This is a genomic window from Arthrobacter sp. Y3224198 (assembly GCF_059090025.1).
In genome coordinates this window covers 31272-47420 of record NZ_JBNHFG010000015.1, presented here as the reverse complement: position 1 = coordinate 47420, position 16149 = coordinate 31272, and the positions used below count along the sequence as shown (strand labels likewise).

Annotated in this window: 13 protein-coding genes and 1 pseudogene; 9 read left to right on the top strand and 5 right to left on the bottom strand. The window is 66.3% G+C overall.

Going from position 1 to position 16149, the window contains the following annotated elements; all coding sequences use genetic code 11:
• Positions 1–2: 2 nt before the first annotated feature.
• On the bottom strand, positions 3–1118 hold the full coding sequence (gene tal / locus AC5RUF_RS10205) for a transaldolase (protein ID WP_493997473.1): 1116 nt from the start codon (positions 1116–1118) through the stop codon (positions 3–5).
• Positions 1119–1139: 21 nt separating this feature from the next.
• Positions 1140–3329 (bottom strand): transketolase, encoded by a 2190-nt coding sequence (tkt, locus tag AC5RUF_RS10200; protein ID WP_494130495.1) that lies wholly within the window; start codon positions 3327–3329, stop codon positions 1140–1142.
• 473 nt (positions 3330–3802) lie between these two features.
• On the opposite strand from tkt, the gene AC5RUF_RS10195 reads away from it, so the two are divergent.
• A complete protein-coding gene (locus AC5RUF_RS10195; RefSeq protein ID WP_493997344.1) occupies positions 3803–4741 on the top strand; it encodes a heme o synthase in 939 nt (312 codons plus the stop codon).
• Positions 4742–5499: 758 nt separating this feature from the next.
• Here AC5RUF_RS10195 and AC5RUF_RS10190 read toward each other — a convergent pair.
• Genes AC5RUF_RS10190 through AC5RUF_RS10180 form a run of 3 tightly spaced genes read right to left on the bottom strand, consistent with a single transcriptional unit; the run spans position 5500 to position 8194 of the window.
• The gene (locus AC5RUF_RS10190) at positions 5500–6495 is read right to left on the bottom strand and encodes a COX15/CtaA family protein (protein ID WP_494130494.1); all 996 of its coding nucleotides are present in this window, start codon (positions 6493–6495) and stop codon (positions 5500–5502) included.
• On the bottom strand, positions 6486–7229 hold the full coding sequence (locus AC5RUF_RS10185) for an ABC transporter permease (protein ID WP_494130493.1): 744 nt from the start codon (positions 7227–7229) through the stop codon (positions 6486–6488). The genes AC5RUF_RS10190 and AC5RUF_RS10185 overlap by 10 nt, the downstream gene beginning before the upstream one ends.
• Positions 7226–8194 (bottom strand): ABC transporter ATP-binding protein, encoded by a 969-nt coding sequence (locus AC5RUF_RS10180; protein WP_494130492.1) that lies wholly within the window; start codon positions 8192–8194, stop codon positions 7226–7228. Before AC5RUF_RS10180 ends, AC5RUF_RS10185 begins: the two co-directional genes overlap by 4 nt.
• A gap of 110 nt (positions 8195–8304) precedes the next feature.
• On the opposite strand from AC5RUF_RS10180, the gene AC5RUF_RS10175 reads away from it, so the two are divergent.
• The 8 genes and pseudogenes from AC5RUF_RS10175 (at position 8305) to AC5RUF_RS10140 (ending at position 16149) form a co-directional block, all read left to right on the top strand.
• Positions 8305–9096, top strand: a complete 792-nt coding sequence (locus AC5RUF_RS10175) for a helix-turn-helix transcriptional regulator (protein WP_494130491.1) — start codon at positions 8305–8307, stop codon at positions 9094–9096.
• A complete protein-coding gene (gene sufB, locus AC5RUF_RS10170) occupies positions 9096–10571 on the top strand; it encodes a Fe-S cluster assembly protein SufB (RefSeq protein ID WP_493997300.1) in 1476 nt (491 codons plus the stop codon). The genes AC5RUF_RS10175 and sufB overlap by 1 nt, the downstream gene beginning before the upstream one ends.
• Positions 10571–11902 carry a Fe-S cluster assembly protein SufD gene (gene sufD / locus AC5RUF_RS10165; protein WP_494130490.1) on the top strand — a complete coding sequence of 444 codons (1332 nt, stop codon included), beginning with the start codon at positions 10571–10573 and terminating at the stop codon, positions 11900–11902. Before sufB ends, sufD begins: the two co-directional genes overlap by 1 nt.
• A gap of 106 nt (positions 11903–12008) precedes the next feature.
• The gene (gene sufC, locus AC5RUF_RS10160) at positions 12009–12779 is read left to right on the top strand and encodes a Fe-S cluster assembly ATPase SufC (protein WP_493997302.1); all 771 of its coding nucleotides are present in this window, start codon (positions 12009–12011) and stop codon (positions 12777–12779) included.
• A 23-nt stretch (positions 12780–12802) separates the two neighbouring features.
• Positions 12803–13132, top strand: coding sequence for a metal-sulfur cluster assembly factor (locus AC5RUF_RS10155; RefSeq protein ID WP_493997303.1), 330 nt, complete (start codon positions 12803–12805; stop codon positions 13130–13132).
• Between the two features lie 95 nt (positions 13133–13227).
• On the top strand, positions 13228–13632 hold the full coding sequence (locus AC5RUF_RS10150) for a nuclear transport factor 2 family protein (protein ID WP_493997304.1): 405 nt from the start codon (positions 13228–13230) through the stop codon (positions 13630–13632).
• A gap of 139 nt (positions 13633–13771) precedes the next feature.
• Positions 13772–14146, top strand: a pseudogene (locus tag AC5RUF_RS10145) (HAD family hydrolase); the annotation flags it as partial.
• 269 nt (positions 14147–14415) lie between these two features.
• The gene (locus AC5RUF_RS10140; protein WP_494130489.1) at positions 14416–16149 is read left to right on the top strand and encodes an HNH endonuclease signature motif containing protein; all 1734 of its coding nucleotides are present in this window, start codon (positions 14416–14418) and stop codon (positions 16147–16149) included.

The window sequence follows — 16149 nt, the reverse complement described above, 5'->3', positions numbered from 1 at the left end:
TTCTATGCCTCTTTCGCGGTATCCAGTGCGGTCTGAACGGTCTGCAGCAGCTCGCCCCAGCTGACCACGAACTTGTCGAGGCCTTCGGTTTCCAGCTGCTCCACAACCTGGTTGTAGGAGACGCCCAGGCCGTCCAGCTGATCCAGGACCGCGTTGGATTCCTCATAGGTACCGGTGATGGTGTTGCCGGTGACCTCGCCGTGGTCGGCGGTGGCTTCGAGGGTCTTCTCCGGCATGGTGTTCACCGTGTCCGGAGCCACCAGGCCGGTGACGTACAGGGTGTCCGGCAGGGCCGGATCCTTGACGCCCGTGGACGCCCAGAGCGGACGCTGCGCGTTGGCTCCGGCAGCGGCCAGCACCTGCCAGCGTTCGGAGGCGAACTGCTGTTCGAAGACCTGGTAGGCCAGGCGGGCGTTGGCCAGGCCGGCCTTGCCCTTCAGGGCGGCGGCTTCCTCCGAGCCGATGCCGTCCAGGCGCTTATCGATTTCGGCATCCACACGGGAGACGAAGAAGGACGCCACCGAGTGGATGGTGGAGAGGTCGTGGCCGTTTTCCTTGGCCTGCTCAATGCCGACCATAAAGGCATTGATAACCTCGCGGTACCGCTCCAGCGAGAAGATCAGGGTGACGTTGACGCTGATCCCGGCAGCCAGTGTGGCGGAGATGGCCGGCAGGCCCTCCTTGGTGGCGGGGATCTTGATCAGCACGTTGGCCCGGCCGACCTTGTCGAAGAGTTCCTTCGCTTCATTGATGGTGCCCTGGGTGTCGCGGGAGAGGCGGGGGTCCACCTCGATGGACACCCGGCCGTCCACACCGTGCGTGGCCTCGTAAACGGGCGCGAACACGTCGCACGCCTGGATGACATCGTCGGTGGTGATCTCGAAGACGGCCTTGTCGACGTCGGCGCCGGAGCGGGACAGCTGCTGCACCTGGGCGGCGTAGGATTCGCCGTTGGCGAGTGCCGCTGCGAAGATGCTCGGGTTGGTGGTGACGCCAACCACGTTGCGCTCATCGATCAGCTTCTTGAGCGAACCGGAAACGATGCGTTCCCGGGAAAGATCGTCCAGCCAGATGGAGACGCCGGCGTCGGAAAGCGCGGCGGTGGGAGTTGAAGTCATGATGATGCTCCTTTGTGGGGTTTACTGCTGGTCGCCGGTTTCGGTGGACTGTGCTCCGGAGGCCGCTCCGGTGGTGCCGGCGGGTGCCGATCCGGTGCCGGAAACGGCGGTGAGGGAGTCACGCGCAGCCTGTGCCACGGCGTCGGCGGTGATGCCGAACTCGCGGTACAGCGTCTTGTAGTCGGCGGAGGCGCCGAAGTGCTCCAGCGATACGCTGCGGCCGGCGTCGCCGATGATCTCGCGCCAGCCCATGGCAATGCCGGCTTCCACGGATACCCGGGCGCGGATATCCTTCGGCAGCACGGATTCGCGGTAGGCCTGGTCCTGCTTGTTGAACCACTCAATGCTCGGCATGGACACCACGCGTGCGGCGACGCCTTCGGCGGCCAGCGTTTCGCGGGCCTCAACGGCCAGCTGGACCTCGGAGCCGGTGGCTACGAGGATGACGTCGGGGGTCACCACGCTGCCGTCGCGCACAGCCTCGGCAAGCACGTAGCCGCCGCGGGCCGCGCCCTGGGCGGAGGCGAACTTGTCGGCCGTGGCCGCACCTTCGCCGCGTGCGTAGGTGGGGATGTTCTGCCGGGTCAGCACAATGCCGGCCGGGTTCTCGGTGTTCTCCAGGATGGTCCGCCAGGCCACGGCCACTTCGTTGGCATCGCCCGGGCGGACGACGTCGAGGCCGGGAATGGCGCGCAGGGAGGCGAGCTGCTCCACCGGCTGGTGGGTCGGTCCGTCTTCGCCGAGACCGATGGAGTCGTGTGTCCAGACGTAGATGGCCGGGACGCCCATCAGTGCGCCGAGGCGGATGGCCGGGCGCTGATAGTCGCTGAAGATCAGGAAGGTGCCGGAGAAGGCACGCGTGTTGCTGTCCATCGTGATGCCGTTGACGATCGCGGCTGCGGCGTGCTCACGGATACCGAAGTGCAGCACCCGTCCGTACGGGTTTCCGGCCCAGGCGTTGGTCTGCTTTCCGGCGGGAATGAAGGAGGGTGAGCCTTCGATGGTGGTGTTGTTGGATTCGGCGAGGTCCGCGGAGCCGCCCCAGAGCTCGGGCAGGGCCGGGCCGATGGCGGAGAGGACCTTGCCGGAAGCGGCACGGGTGGACATGTCCTTGCCGGCTTCGAAGACGGGCAGGGAAGCTTCCCAGCCTTCGGGCAGTTCACCCTTTTCGAGGCGGGCCAGCAGGGCGGAGCCCTCGGCGTTGGCTTCCTGCCAGGCCTTGAAGCCAACATTCCACTGCCGGTGTTCCTCGGCGCCGCGCGCCACCGCCTGGCGTGCGTGGTCCAGGACCTCCGGGTCGACGTCGAAGCTCTTGGCCGGGTCAAAGCCCAGCGTTTCCTTCAGTGCGGCAACTTCGTCGGCGCCCAGGGCGGAGCCGTGGATCTTGCCGGTGTTCTGCTTGTTCGGTGCGGGCCAGCCGATGATGGTGCGCAGCGAGATGATGGACGGCCGGCCGGTTTCGGCCTTGGCGGCCATCAGCGCGGCGTACAGCTCATTGACGTCTTCGACGTATTCGCCGGTCTTGGTCCAGTCCACCCGCTGCGTGTGCCAGCCGTAGGCTTCGTAGCGCTTGAGCACGTCTTCGGTGAAGGCGATATCGGTGTCGTCTTCGATGGAGATGTGGTTCTCGTCGTAGATCACCACGAGGTTGCCCAGTTCCTGGTGCCCGGCCAGCGAGGAGGCCTCGGCCGTGACGCCTTCCTGCAGGTCGCCGTCGGAGGCGATGACGAACACTGTGTGGTCGAACGGGCTGGTGCCCTCGGGGGCATCGGCGTCCAGCAGGCCGCGCAGGCGGCGCTGGGCGAAGGCGAAGCCAACGGAGGACGCCAGGCCCTGGCCCAGCGGGCCGGTGGTGATCTCGACGCCGTCGGTGTGCCGGTACTCGGGGTGGCCCGGGGTCTTGGAGCCCCACGTGCGCAGCGACTGCAGGTCCTCGAGTTCCAGGCCGTAGCCGGAAAGGAACAGCTCAATGTAAAGGGTCAGGGAAGTGTGCCCGGGGGAGAGGATAAACCGGTCGCGGCCGATCCAGTGCGGATCGGAGGGATCGTGCCGCATCACCTTCTGGAACAGAAGGTAGGCGGCGGGGGCGAGGCTCATGGCCGTGCCCGGGTGGCCGTTGCCGACCTTTTCCACGGCGTCGGCCGCCAGGACGCGGACGGTGTCCACTGCCTTGCGGTCCGTTTCGGTCCAGGTCAGTTCTTGCTCTTCCATATGTGGCACGTTTACCGGGCCCCTCTCTGTGCAGATAACCGGCGCCGCACAGCGCCGGACATGCCCGGAAGCCCCGTCGCAACAGGACGCCTCCGATGCCTTTACCACTACAACCAACTGCAGGCGGAAATCGATACCGCATCTCACGGCTCTTTTGCTTCCGCCTTTCGCAACGTGCGTTGCGGAGACTGAAAAATACTTCGGGTTTCTTTGTCTTGCCTCTTTATCCTCCCGCCGCTGTGTTTTCGGCGGAAAGATCCGTTCCAACCTTATCCTCTGCGGCTCCTTCGTGCCTGCCCTGCGTCACAGCTGCAGCCCTTCGGCAGGGGAGAGCCCGGGGATCCCGCGCCGGATAGTTTCGATGGCTTGTGCCTGCGCGCCCGCATGCGCGTCCGATACTTCGATTTCTACAGCCGATAGAGGTTATGATGGGGACGGATTTTTCGTTCCAGATTGGATAAAGTGATCGCTTCGTGACTACCCAGCATGCCGAATCCCCTACCTACACGGGGAAGATGACGGCGGGCCGCAAGGTCCGGGCTTACGTGGCGCTCACCAAACCGCGCGTCATCGAGCTCCTGCTCGTAACCACCCTGCCCACCATGATTTTTGCGCAGCAGGGCCTGCCCTCGCTGGGCCTTATCCTGGCCACGATGGTGGGCGGCGCCCTGGCGGCCGGCAGTGCCGGTGCCTTTAACTGCTATATCGACCGCGACATGGACAAGTTGATGAAGCGGACGAAGAACCGTCCGCTGGTCACCGGCGAAGTGTCCCCGCGGGAGGCCATGGTCTTCGCCTGGGTCCTGGGCCTGGTCGCGATTGCCCTGCTGTGGTTCGGTGCAAACCCGCTCACGGGCCTGCTGGGTGTGGGAGCCATCCTGCTGTACGTGGTCTTCTACACGCTGATCCTCAAGCGCCGCACCACCCAGAACATTGTCTGGGGCGGGGCCGCCGGCTGCATGCCCGTGCTCATCGCCTGGGCCGCCGTCACCAACAAGGTGGAATGGCCGGCGATCATCCTCTTTATGATCATCTTCCTGTGGACGCCGCCGCACTACTGGCCGCTGTCCATGAAGTACGGCGAGGACTACCGCAACGCCAGCGTTCCCATGCTGGGCGCCGTGGCCGGTGCCAAGCTGGTGTCCGTACAGGTTGTCCTCTACGCCTATGCCACGGTGGCCTGCTCGCTGCTGCTGGTTCCCGTGGGCGGCGCCGGCTGGGTCTACACCATTGCCGCCGTGCTCTCGGGTGTCTGGTTCATCGCCGAGTCGCACAAGCTGCATTCCCGGGCCCAGCGTGAAGAGCTCAACGACAAGTCGGCCATGAAGGTCTTCCACCTGTCCATCAGCTACCTCACCATCCTGTTCCTGGCCCTGGCCGTGGACCCCTTTGTGGGCAGCGCGCTGGTCTAGTTTGCTGCTTTGGTGGCCGGAACCCTGCGGGGTTCCGGCCACTGTTGTTTTAAGGGCGGGTTGAGGGGGCCGGCAGTTCCCCAGTGGGGTCGGCGACGGCGTACGGCGGGCGGTGGCCGGGGGAGACGGCTGCGTACGGCGGGCGGCCCACAGGGGAGACGACGGCGTACGGCGGGCCGTGCCCGGGGGAGACGACTGCGTACGGCGGGCGGCCCACAGGGGAGACGACTGCGTACGGCGGGCGGCCCACAGGGGAGACGACTGCGTACGGCGGGCCGTGCCCGGGGGAGACGACTGAGCAGGTATCGGGCTTTTGGCCGGGGTTTACCCCCGTGATCCGCTCACCCGATGCAGGCCAGCCCCGGAAATCCCCGTGATCTGCTCACCCGATGCGGATGAAGCCGCCGCCAGGTATCCCCGTCAGCTGAACGATTTCCTCATCCGGGCAAACCTGACCCCGCTGTGGGTTTTGTACCGGCGCGCGTCCGTGAGGGGGAGACGACTGAGCAGGTATCGGGCTTTTGGCCGGGGTTTACCCCCGTGATCTGCTCACCCGATGCAGGCCCGCCCCGGAAAGCCCCGTGATCTGCTCACCCGATGCAGGGCCGCCCCGGAAAGCCCCGTGATCTGCTCACCCGATGCAGGGCCGCCCCGGAAAGCCCCGTGATCTGCTCCCCAAATAGCCACACCGGCATCAATGCCGCGGACAGCAGAAAGGCCGGACCCCACACGGGATCCGGCCTTTGTGCGCGATGTAACTACCGGGCTGCGGGGAAGCCGGCCTCGGCATCAGCACCGCTGCCGGGAACCTGCTTGGCGAATCCGGTGAACACCGTCTGCGCCGCAGCCGCGGTGAGCAGGCAGGCACCGAGCATGTGCAGGGCCACCAGCGCGATGGGAAGGTGCAGGAAGTGCTGGACGTAGCCGATCACGGCCTGCGCGACGACAACCACGGCCAGCAGCACCACAGCGTTGCGCACGCGTGGATCCGCACCCCGGCGGTAGACCAGGTAGAGGGCCACGGCCAGGGAGAAGACCAATAGGTAGACGGGCACCACGTGGATGCGGGTAATCAGGTCGGCATTCAGGCCGTTGCGGGCCGCGCCGTGGTCGCCCGCGTGCGGACCCGAACCGGTCACCATCACGCCCAGCACCACGGTGATGGCGGACAGCACGCCCATGGCGCCCAGCAGCGGACGCAGCGTCCGCCCGGCCAGGGGTTCATGCCGGACTGCCAGGTCACCGGCGGAGAGCCAGGCGCGGTTCACCATGACCACGGCTGCCACGATCAGCACCATGGAGATGATGAAGTGCAGTCCCACTATCCAGGGGTTCAGCCCGGTCAGGACGGTGATGCCGCCTACCACGGCCTGCGCCGGAATCCCGGCCAGCAGGCCGATGGAAAGCCACCACAGGTCGCGGCGTTCGGCCCGTACCCGCCAGACCGAGAAGAGGGTGGCGAAGGCAATGGCGGTCAGCACGAAGGTGAGCAGGCGGTTGCCGAACTCGATGATGCCGTGGACGCCCATTTCCGGCGTCGTCACCAGCGAGTCCGCGGTGCACAGCGGCCATTCCGGGCAGCCGAGACCGGATGCGGTGAGCCGCACCGCGCCGCCGGTCACCACAATGACGATGTTGGCCACCAGTGAGGCCACGGCGAGGGAGCGGATAAGCCGGCCGGTCGCAGGAGGACGGCTGACGGACTGCCGGGCGGGAACACCGGCCGAGGTTGATGACACGGTAGCTAACTCCATTTGAACCAGCGGACGGCACCCAGGCCGCCCAGTATTGTCCACGCCAGAAGGATCAGCGCGGCGGAAATATTGAACTGCGAGTCAATCAGCGCGGACCGCAGGGCGTCGCCGAGGGCGGCTGAGGGGAGGACTTCGATGAACGGCTGCACGATGCCGGGAAGATGGCCTGTCGGGATGATGATACCGCCGGCGGCTGCGAGCAGGATCCAGAGCAGGTTGGTGATGGCCAGGGTGGCCTCAGGCCGCACTGTGCCGGCCACCAGCAGCCCCAGCGCGGTGAAGGCGATCGCGCCGAGGACCAGCAGCAGTGCCGCCGGCAGCAGCCCCGACGGTTCCGGCCGCCAGCCGATCAGCAGGGCGACCGCGGAGACCAGCACCACCTGGATCACCAGCACGGCCAGTACGGCGATCACTTTCCCGGCGATGAGTCCGGCGCGGCCCAGAGGGGTCGTGGAGAGGTAGCGCAGCACGCCGTACCGGCGGTCGAACCCGGTGGCAATGCCCTGCCCGGTGAATGCGGTGGACATGGCACAGAGGGCGAAAATGCCCGGAGTGGCCATGTTGATCCGGCTGGTGCCGTAACCGTCCAGCAGGGGAGTGACCACCAGGGCCACCATGGCCAGCAGCGGCAGCACCACGGCCAGGATCAGCTGTTCACCGTTGCGCAGCATCATCACGGCTTCATAGCGGCCCTGGTTAAGGATGCGTGCCGGAAGCGAAGCGGGAGCGCTCAACGGATGGTCCTTCCGGAAAGGTCGAGGAAAACGTCCTCCAAAGTGCGGGAGGCCATGTGCACCGAGGACGGCAGGATCTGCCGCCCGGCCCACCAGGCAGCGACGGCGGCAAGGTCGTCCGGGGTCAGCGCACCGCGGAGGGTGTAGTGGCCGGGCGCGGCTTCGACGGCTTCCAGGTGCTGCAGCGCACCGGAGGCGAGGGCCGCGATGTCCAGGCCGGGTTCGGCGTCGAACGTCAGGAGGCGCTGTTCGGCCTGGTGCCCGGTGGCGGAGGTCAGCTCCGCCACGGTGCCGGAAGCCACCGTCTTGCCGGCGTCGATGATGTAGACGTAGTCGGCAAGCTTCTGCGCGTCATCCATCAGGTGCGTGGTGAGGATAATGCCCAGGCCTTCGGCACGCAGTTCGGCAATGAGGTCGAAAACAATTTGCCGCGACTGCGGGTCCAGTCCCGCGCTCGGCTCATCGAGGAACAGCACTTCGGGCCGTCCGATCAGGGCCGCGGCCATGGCCAGGCGCTGCTTCTGTCCGCCGGAGAGACGGCGGATGCCGGTGTTGGCGAAACTGCGGATACCCAGCCGGTCCACCAGCTCGGCCACCGGGCGGGGCGACTCGTACATCCGCGCCACATGCTCGAGCAGGGCAACGGGACGGGCCGACGGCGGCAGCCCGCCGTCCTGCAGCATCACGCCTACCCGGCTGCGGAGCCGGGCGTCGGCGCGGTACGGGTCCTGTCCGAGCAGGCGGATTTCTCCGCCGTCAATGGACTGCAGGCCCTGGGCGCACTCGAGGGTGGTGGTCTTGCCGGCGCCGTTGGCGCCAAGCAGGGCGGTGACCTGTCCCCGGCGGGCAGCGAAGTCAACGCCGGCGAGCACGCGGATCATCTTGCCGTCCAAACCAGCAACCGGGCCACAGTCCTTGATCAGACCTTTAATGGTCAGGCAGGGTTCATCGTTAGGCACCTGCATATTCTACGTTAGGTAGTACTCCGTGCGGCACGGTCGCTACAGGGTCCGGCACGGCCGTGGCAAGGCCTGCCTTAGTGGAATCGGGGAACAGATTAGGTCATGCTTGTGTTGTGTATTCTGTGAGCAACTCTGAGACGAAGGCGGCGGCCCGGCCGAGCGCTGCCCGCGAAGCGGAGGAGCGCACCCGGGACAAAGTGCTGGGTGCGGTTCTGGAGCACGGCCCCGTCAGTGCGGCCGAGCTTGGGGAACGGCTGGGGTTCACGCCCGCCGCCGTCCGCAGGCACCTTGACGCACTGTCCACTAAGGGCCTGATCCAGGTCAAACTCGTCCGCAACTCCTCCTCGGGGGCCGGACGGCCGGCCAGGCGGTACGTGCTGAGCCCGCAGGGCCAGGCGTATCTGGGCAACGACTACCTGGACATCGCCACCGAGGCCCTGCGCCAACTCGGTGCAGCCCTGGGCCCGCAGGCCATCGAGGCCTTCGCCGCCGAGCGCTTCGGCCGGATGGAGGAACGGTACCGTCCCGTCGTCGAGGCCGCCGGCCCCGACGTCGCCGACCGCGCCGAGGCCCTCGCCGCGGAACTGACCAAGGACGGCTTTGTCGGGTCGACCACCATGATCGGCGCCGGCGCGGAAAAGAGCACGCTCCTGAGCGTCCAGCTGTGCCAGGCGCACTGTCCCATCCAGGGGCTCGCCACGGCCTACCCGGTCTTCTGTGACAAGGAGACCGAAGTTTTTGCCCGCCTTTTGGACGTGGACGTCCGCCGACTGTCCACGCTCTCCCGGGGCGGCCACGTTTGTACGACCCACATCCCCGTGGGGCGGAACCGATCCGCGCCGCAGGTTCCCCTGCACGCTGAGACCACCCAGTCCACATCCATTCATCAGCAAGAAAGGCCGTGATGACGGATCAAGTAACCCAGAAGCCAACGGCACCTTCCATGGTGCCGGAGTCTGTGATTTCAGACATCCTGGAAAAGAACCCCGAGCTTGAGGGCATCGGTACATATGAGTACGGCTGGGCCGACTCCGACGTCGCCGGCTCCACGGCCCGCCGCGGCCTGAGCGAGGAAGTCGTCCGCGACATCTCCGCGAAGAAGAACGAGCCGCAGTGGATGCTGGACCTGCGCCTGAAGGGCCTGAAGTACTTCGACCGCAAGCCCATGCCGACCTGGGGTGCAGACCTCTCCGGTATCGACTTCGACAACATCAAGTACTTCGTGCGTTCCACGGAGAAGCAGGCGGCGTCCTGGGAGGAACTCCCGGACGACATCCGCAACACGTACGAGAAGCTCGGCATCCCCGAGGCCGAGCGCAACCGCCTGGTCTCCGGCGTGGCCGCTCAGTACGAATCCGAGGTGGTCTACCACCAGATCCGCGAGGATCTCGAAGCCCAGGGCGTTATCTTCCTGGACACCGACACGGCCCTGAAGGAACACCCGGAACTGTTCCAGGAGTACTTCGGCACGGTCATCCCCGTCGGTGACAACAAGTTCGGTTCACTGAACACCGCCGTGTGGTCCGGCGGATCCTTCGTCTACGTCCCCAAGGGCGTCCACGTCGAAATCCCGCTGCAGGCCTACTTCCGCATCAACACGGAAAACATGGGCCAGTTCGAGCGCACGCTGATCATTGCGGACGAGGATTCCTACGTCCACTACATCGAAGGCTGCACCGCGCCCATCTACACCTCGGACTCGCTGCACTCCGCCGTTGTGGAGATCATCGTGAAGAAGGGCGCCCGCGTCCGTTACACGACCATCCAGAACTGGTCCAACAACGTGTACAACCTGGTCACCAAGCGTGCCATTGCGCACGAGGGCGCCACCATGGAGTGGATCGACGGCAACATCGGTTCCAAGGTCACCATGAAGTACCCGGCTGTCTACCTGGTTGGCGAGCACGCCAAGGGTGAGACCCTGTCCATCGCCTTTGCCGGCGAGGGCCAGCACCAGGACACCGGATCCAAGATGGTCCACATTGCCCCCAACACCAAGAGCTCCATCATCTCCAAGTCCGTGGCCCGCGGCGGCGGCCGTGCCGCCTACCGCGGCCTGGTCCAGGTCCGCGAAGGCGCCAAGCACTCGGCCAACACCGTGCGCTGCGACGCCCTGCTGGTGGACACCATCTCCCGCTCGGACACGTACCCGTACGTGGACATCCGCGAAGACGACGTCACCATGGGCCACGAAGCCACTGTTTCCCGCGTCAGCGAGGAGCAGCTGTTCTACCTCATGTCCCGCGGCCTTCCCGAGGACGAGGCAATGGCAATGATCGTGCGCGGCTTCATCGAGCCGATCGCCCGCGAACTGCCGATGGAATACGCCCTTGAACTCAACCGCCTCATCGAACTCCAGATGGAAGGAGCCGTCGGTTAATGTCGAAGCTTAACGACGTCGTCGAAACCGTGACCGAAAAGGTCAGCAACGTAGTGGAGGAGGTCAAGGCGAAGGTTGGCTCCTCCGCGTCCAGCCGCATCCGCATTGACGGCTTCACGGAGGAAGGCGAAAACCTTTCCCCGCTGAATGACGATTCCTCGCCCCTCGGCGGCGACAGCAGCAAATCCCACAGCCACGGCGGCGGGGAGGGCATTCCGGACAGCTCACGCGCCGGCCGGATGACTTCCTACCACCGCAGCGACTTCGGCAAACTGAACGGCCGTGAAGAGGACTGGCGGTTCACCCCGCTGAAGCGCCTGCGCGGGCTGCACACCGAGGAACTGACCGGCACGGCTCCCGAGCTTGCCGTCGTCGCCCCGGACGGCGTACGCGTGGAAAGCATTGCCCGCACCGATGCACGCATCGGCTCGGCCGGCATCCCCGAAGACCGGGTTGCCGCTGCCGCGTGGGAGGACTTCCGCGAGGCCACGTCCGTGACCATCCCCGCCGAGACCGTCATTGAAGGCAGCGTCACGCTGACCATCAACGGCGTCGGCAAGGACCCGGCCGCCCAGCACATCGTCATCACCGCCGAGAAGTTCTCCAAGGGTGTTGTGGTCCTGGACCACAAGGGCTCCGCCGTATTGTCCCAGAACGTCGAAATCGTGGTTGAGGACGGCGCCGAACTGACCGTCGTTTCCGTCCAGGACTGGGACGACGACGCCGTGCACGCCTCCGCGCAGTACGCGAAGATCGGCCGGGACGCCAAGTTCAAGCACGTTGTGGTCAGCCTCGGCGGCGACCTGGTGCGCATCACGCCGTCGTCCAAGTTCACCGCCACCGGCGGCGACGTGGAAATGTTCGGCCTGTACTACGCAGACGCCGGCCAGCACCTGGAACAGCGCCTGTTCGTGGACCACGCGGTAGCCAACTGCAAGTCCCGCGTGATGTACAAGGGTGCCCTGCAGGGCCGCGACGCGCACACCGTGTGGGTTGGCGACGTCCTGATCCGCAAGGAAGCCGAAGGCACTGACACCTACGAGGTCAACCGCAACCTGCTGCTGACCGACGGCGGCCGTGCCGATTCCGTTCCGAACCTGGAAATCGAAACCGGCCTCATCGAGGGTGCCGGCCACGCCAGCGCCACCGGCCGGTTCGATGACGAACACCTGTTCTACCTGATGGCACGCGGCATCCCCGAGGACACCGCCCGCCGCCTGGTGGTCCGGGGCTTCCTCACCGAGATCATCCAGCAGATCAAGGTGCCTGCCCTGGAAGAGCGTCTGACCGACGCCGTCGAGCGCGAGCTCGAAGCCTCCGGAGCCTACTAGGACCTTCCGCGGGTGCCGGCCGGTTGCGGCGCCCGCGGTTTGTGCCGCCTTCCATCCCAACGCTTTAGTTACGCACCACAGGGTGCAAAGGAGAAAGCCAACTCGCATGTCTACTCTTGAGATCAAGGATCTTCACGTCAGCATTGAGACCGAACAGGGCCGCAAGCCGATCCTGAAGGGTGTCAGCCTGACCATCAACACCGGTGAGACGCACGCCATCATGGGCCCCAACGGCTCCGGCAAGTCCACTCTGGCCTCCACCATTGCCGGCCACCCGCGCTACACCGTGGACAGCGGCTCCATCACCCTCGACGGTGAAGACGTCCTGGCCATGAGCGTGGACGAGCGGGCCCGCGCCGGCCTCTTCCTGGCCATGCAGTACCCGGTTGAGGTTCCCGGCGTCACCATGACCAACTTCCTGCGCACCGCCAAGACCGCGCTCGACGGCGAAGCCCCCTCGCTGCGCCACTGGACCAAGGACGTCAAGGCCGCCATGGGTGACCTGCGCATCGACGCCGACTTCGCCCAGCGCAACGTCAACGAAGGCTTCTCCGGCGGCGAGAAGAAGCGCGTGGAGATCCTGCAGCTGGAACTCTTCCACCCGAAGTTCGCCATCCTCGACGAGACCGACTCCGGCCTCGACGTCGACGCCCTGAAGATCGTTTCCGAAGGCGTAAACCGCGAGCACTCCAAGGGCGGCATGGGCACGCTGCTGATCACGCACTACACGCGTATCCTTCGTTACATCAAGCCCGATTTCGTCCACGTTTTCGTTGACGGACACATCGCCGAGCAGGGCGGCCCCGAACTGGCCGACCGCCTCGAAGAAGAGGGTTACGACCGCTTCACCGGCGCCAACGCCGCGGCCGGCGCGTAACCGGAACAGCTGAAGGAGCAATAATGAGCGAGTCCGATCTGGCCTCTACGTCCCTGGAGGACGTCGAAGAGGCCCTCAAGGACGTCATTGACCCCGAACTGGGGGTGAATGTCGTTGACCTGGGCCTGCTGTACGGCCTGAAGTACGCCGAGGACGGCGCGCTGCTGATCGACATGACGCTCACGACGGCGGCCTGCCCGCTGACCGACGTCATCGAGGAGCAGACCGCCCAGGCACTGGACGGCGTCGTGGACGAGTGGCGCCTGAACTGGGTATGGATGCCGCCGTGGGGACCTGAAAAGATCACCGACGACGGCCGCGACCAGATGCGGGCCCTCGGCTTCAACATCTAAGCGCCTCACCAGAGAAGGGCCGCTTCCGGATACCCGGGGGCGGCCCTTTGCGTGTCTGCACCGGGGCGGGCCTGTCCGCTGCTAGCGTTCGCGGCATGGCAAACACCTCCAGTACCGATCACTTCCACAACCAGTACCTGGCCGCATGGAACCAGGCCATGGCGACAGGGGACAGCGCACCCATAGAAGCCTTCCTGGCCCCCGGCTACCACGGCTGGCTGGGCTCCGCCGCTGAATCTGCGGAGCCTTTCGACGGCGATACTGCCCGCAAGGGTTTCCGCGACACCGTCGAAGCCTTGCAGGGAAGCACGGTACACGCAGCTTTCCGTACCGTGGCACCGCGCGGCCGGGACGAGGCCGTCGTCTTCTATGAGATGACATATCGGACCGGAGCCGAGACTACCGGCCGGGCACTGATGCTGGAGTCCTGGCGGTTGGAGGACGGGCAGTGGCTTCTCTGCCGGGACACCACCGAGGTCAACGTCGGAAGTCCCGCTTAGCGATGGCCGGGCTGTCGCGTCCTGGGACGTGGTACCTGTTCGACTACGGCATGGTGATTTCCACCGCTCCTGCTGACGCGGACTGGCAGCTGCTGCAACGTGAGACCGGTCTGGATTTACGGCCCGCCACGAGCTCCTATTGGGCACACCGGGAGGATTTCGACGGCGGACGGCTAAGCCCCGCCGCCTATTGGGCCGCTGTTCTGGGTCTCCCGGAGGTGCACCCGGACCGGACCGGGTCGAGCTGTTGGAAACCCTCGATGCCGCTCAGTGGGCACACCTGAATCCGTCCACGTTGGATGACCTGGCGACGCTGAGCCGCGAGGGTGCCAACCTTGCCCTGCTGTCCAACATGCCGGCGGAACTGTCTGCCCGGTATCTCCGTGAAGCGCCGTGGGCCGGGTATTTCCGGAAGACCTATTTCAGCGGACGCCTGCAGCTCACCAAGCCGGACCGCCGCATCTTTGAGCATGTCCTGCGGAACCTCGGGGCAGCACCGGAAGACGTGGTTTGTATTGACGACAATGCAGCGAATATCGCCGCCGCGCAGGGGCTGGGCCTCCGGACCATCCATTTCCAACCGCCCGGGGTCCAGGGGAGCCGACCGACCTGCGGCGATTGCTGCCGGAAGCGTAGGCTTCGCCGGGGCTGCCGCTGGGCAGTTTTCCTGGATTCGCGGGCAGGTAGTCCGGTCGTAAAGACGGGTATTCCGTGTTCTCTTCGGGGCGGATTTTGGCCTGTTTTCGGGCCGGAAATGTCGGTGGCGGATGAAATTCTGAGGTCATGGACCAGCTCGGGAACACCGAACGGATACCCAAAGAGGCAGGCAACGACGCCGGCAGTGCGGGCGGCAGCCGTGTCGGCGACCGTGCGCGCGCCGGCAGTGCCGGCGGCAGCCAGGTCGGCGACGGTGCGTGCCCCGGGGGAGGGGCTCACCTCGGTGATCTGCCCGGCGATGCCTGCACTCTGGCGGTGTTCCGCGCCGGGATAAGTGCGGACGGGTTCACCGGGACGCTGGCCCTGCAGAACCCGGAGTCCTTCGACGAGCGGACGGCAGGCGAAGCCCTGGGACGGGTCGCGCACCTGATCGCCTGGGCCCAGGCCCAGCAGGCCCGCCTGATGCACCGGATGGAAATGATCTTCCGGGAAGGCTTCATCGTTGCAGGTGGACCGGGTGACGCTGGCAGGCCGGGCGACGCAGCCGGGTCGGGCGAAGCAGGCCGGCGTGTCAAGGTGGACCCCGGACTGGCATTCAGCCTCGCCGCCGCCGAATGCGCCACCATCCTGAACCTTCCACAGATGACCAGCCAACGGCTGCTGGATGAAGCCGCACGCCTCTGCACCACCCATACCGCCACTCTGACCGGTCTGGTGGCGGGGCGGTTCTCCTACCCGCACGCCCAAGTCGTGCTCGACCAGTGCGACAACATCCCGCCCACCCGGCTCCCGGAATTCGAAACAGCCCTGCTGGCCGCTGTGCCAGGGCAGACCCGTGCCCAGTTCGCCGTCCGTGCCCGCCGGCTGCGGGAGAAAACGCATCCCGAAACCGTCACCAAACGGCACCTGAGCGCGTTCGGGAAACGCCGGGTGACCCTGGACCGGGAAGAGGACGGCATGTCCTGCCTCTCCGCACATTTACGTGCGGCCGAGGCCCAGCAGATTTACACCGCCCTGGGCAACACTGCGCGCGGGGAGCAAAGCCAGGGGGATTCCCGCACGGCGGACCAGTTGCGGGCGGACGTCCTGGCCCAACTGCTGATGGGCGGCCTCAGCCGCGGGGCAGGCCGGAGCCCAAGCACGGGTCGTGCCGGCCGGAGCCCAAGCACGGGTCGTGCCGGCGGGAGCCCAGGCACGGCTGGTGCAGGCGCAGGACGACCAGTCACTGACGCCGCTACGGGCGCAGGAAGACCAACAGCCCATACCGCTGATGATCCAGCCGGCACAGTCCCTCGCGCGGAGATCATGGTCCTGATCACCGCCGAAACCCTCTTCGGCGCCGATGACCAGCCCGCCGAACTGCACGGCTACGGCCCCATCAGTGCAGAAGAGGCCCGCCGGCTGGCCCGCACCGCCCTGGGCTGGACCGGACTGGCCCTGGACCCGGAGACGGGGGAGATCCTCGGGGTCGGGCGGCACCGGAAAGTCCCGGCCGGGCTGCGCCGCTGGTTGCGGGCACGGGACGGGACCTGCCGGTTTCCCGGCTGCCGGGTCAGCACCGCAAGTGCGGACATCGACCACACAGAAGACTGGGCAACCGACGGACCCACGGACCACGGGAACCTGGCACACCTGTGCCGGCGGCATCACCGGTTCAAAACCCTCGGATACTGGAAGGCCCGCCAACCGGCACCGGGAGTGCTCGAATGGACCTCGCCCACCGGCCGGGTCTACCGGACCGAGCCCTTCCTGAAACTCGACCTGCCGGAAACGGTGGCGGACCTGAAATCAGGGCCGCAGGTGGAACAGGCAGGGCGGGTACGCGAGAACGTTCTGCTGGATGAGGCTCCGCCATTCTGA